Origin of the sequence: Kitasatospora sp. NPDC085464 (assembly GCF_044541955.1) — a bacterium.
GTDB lineage: Bacteria > Actinomycetota > Actinomycetes > Streptomycetales > Streptomycetaceae > Kitasatospora.
In genome coordinates, this window is the sequence record NZ_JBITTM010000116.1 from 1 (window position 1) to 2575 (window position 2575).

At 70.6% G+C, this 2575-nt stretch carries 1 protein-coding gene; it reads right to left on the reverse strand.

Annotated elements, in window-relative coordinates:
• On the reverse strand, positions 1 to 2575 hold a 2575-nt coding region (locus tag ACIGG8_RS42810), incomplete at both ends, for a condensation domain-containing protein (RefSeq protein ID WP_396553986.1).

Sequence of the window (2575 nt, forward strand, 5' to 3'; positions counted from 1 at the left end):
CGATGTCGAAACCGACCGTCGTCACCGCCAACAACCGATCCCCCACCCCCAGACCGAACCGATCACCCATCGCAGCAACGAAGTTCACCAACGCATCCTGCGGAACCACCACACCCTTCGGCAGCCCCGTCGACCCCGACGTATAGATCACATACGCCGACGCCGAACCCATCGGCACCGAGGACACGGCCGGCAGCACACCGCCGTCGATCGGCGCGGCGAGCGCCTCGGCCGTCTCCGGAGCATCCAGAAGCAGACAGTCGACCGCCAACTCGGGAAGCTCGGCGAGCAGTTCGGTCATGGTCAGCACCAGCACCGGGTCCGCGTCGGCCAGCATGAACGCCAGCCGGTCCGCCGGATACTCCGTGTCCAGCGGCAGATACGCCGCCCCCGCCTTCCACACCGCCAGCAACGCCACCACCAGGTCCACCGACCTCGGCAACGCCACCGCCACGAACCGCTCGGCCACCACACCACGAGCCACCAACAGAGCAGCCAGCCGCTCCGCACGCGCATCCAACTCCGCGTAGGACAGGGAAACTTCACCGGAAACCACGGCCACCGCATCCGGCGACACCGCCACCCGCTCCGCGAACAACTCCACCACCGAACGACCCGGCACCTCACACGCCGTCTCGTTCCACCCCTCCACCACCAGACCCGCCTCGACCTCATCGAGGAGATCGATCAGGTCGAGCGGAGCGTCCGGAGCGTCCACCATGCCGTGGAGCAGTCGCAGGTAGCGCGCGCCGAGGGCTTCTACGGTGGCGCGGTCGAAGAGGTCGGTGCTGTACTCCAGCACGCCGCTCAGCGCACCGTCCGCCTCCGACCCGTCCGCAAAGGCGAAAGACAGGTCGAACTTGCCCACGCCCGTGTCGGCGACGGCCCGGGAGACGGTGAGGCCCGGCAGGTGCTGCGCGCTCCGGTCGATCGCGGCCTCGTCGGTGTTGTTGAACGCCAGCAGCACCTGGAACAACGGGTGCCGGGCGAGCGAACGCTCCGGGTTCACGGCCTCGACCAGCCGCTCGAACGGCAGGTCCTGGTGCGCGTAGGCAGCCAGGTTACCGGTCCGCACCCGGTCGATGAGCGTACGGGCGGAGGGCCGGCCCGAGGTGTCGGTGCGCAGGACGAGGGTGTTGATGAAGACGCCGACGAGCTGGTCGAGGGCGTCGTCGGTCCGGCCCGCGATCGGCGTGCCGATCGGCACGTCCTCACCCGCACCCAACCGGGTCAGCAGCGCGGCCAGCGCCGCCTGCAGCACCATGAACGGACTCGACTGCGTCTCCCGCGCCAGCGCCACGACCCGCCCGTACAAGGCGCCCGGCACCTCGAAGGGAATCCGCTCACCCCGGTACGAGGCCACCGCCGGCCGAGGCCGGTCGAACGGCAGCTCCAACTGGTCCGGCAGACCCGCCAGAGCACCCTTCCAGTAAGCCAGTTGACGCGAGATCTCACTCCCCGGCTCGTCCTCCGAACCGAGCGTCTCCCGCTGCCACAGGCTGTAATCGGCGTACTGGACGGGCAGCGCCTGCCAGTCCGGCGCCTCCCCCGCCACCCGCGCCGCGTAGGCCGCGGTCAGGTCCCGCGCCAGCGGACCACGCGACCACGCGTCACTCACGATGTGGTGCAGGAGCAGAAGGAGCACGTGCTCGTCCGCGGAGACGGCGAACAGCGTGGCGCGCAGGGGGAGTTCACCCGAGTCGACCGACAGGTCGAAGCCTCGGCGGGCGGCCTCGCGCAGTCGCGATTCGACCTCGCCCGGGGCCGCCGTCACGACGGACAGCTCGAACTCGACCTCGTCCGCCGGCTTGACGACCTGGTACGCGCCCTCGGAGTCCTCCGCGAAGGCGGTGCGCAGGCTCTCGTGGCGGGCGACGACGTCGGCCAGGGCCTCGCACAGCGCCTCCCGGTCCAGCGAACCGGAAAGCCGCAGCGCCACCGGGATGTTGTAGGTGGCGTTCGGCCCCTCGAACTGGTTGAGGAACCAGAGCCGCTGCTGCGCGTAGGACAGCGGGATCCGCTCCGGGCGCGGGACGGCAGCGGTGAGCGGGGCGCGGACACTGCCGTCCGCACGGTCGACGGCCTCCGACAGACCGGCGACGGTGGGGGTGTCGAACAGCTGCCGGACACCCAACTCGACGTCCAGGACGGCGCGGATGCGGCTGACCAGCCGGGTCGCGAGGAGGGAGTGGCCGCCGAAGCGGAAGAAGTCGTCGTCGATCGACACCGACTCCACACCCAGGGTCTGCGCGAACAGCCCGCACAGCACCTCCTCGCGCGGCGAACGCGGCGCCCGCCCCCCGGCCTGCTCCGGACCGTACTCGGGTGCCGGCAGCGCACGACGGTCCAGCTTCCCGTTCACCGTCAACGGCAGCGCATCCAGCACCACGAACGCGGAAGGGACCATGTACTCCGGCAACCGGCCCGCCACGAACTCCCGCAGCCCATGCGGGTCCTGTGCGTCGGTGGTGACGACATATGCCACCAGACGCTTGTCCCCCGGCTCGTCCTCCCGCACCACCACCGCAGCCCGAGCCACCCGCTCGTGCGCGACGACCGCGGCCTGCACCTCACC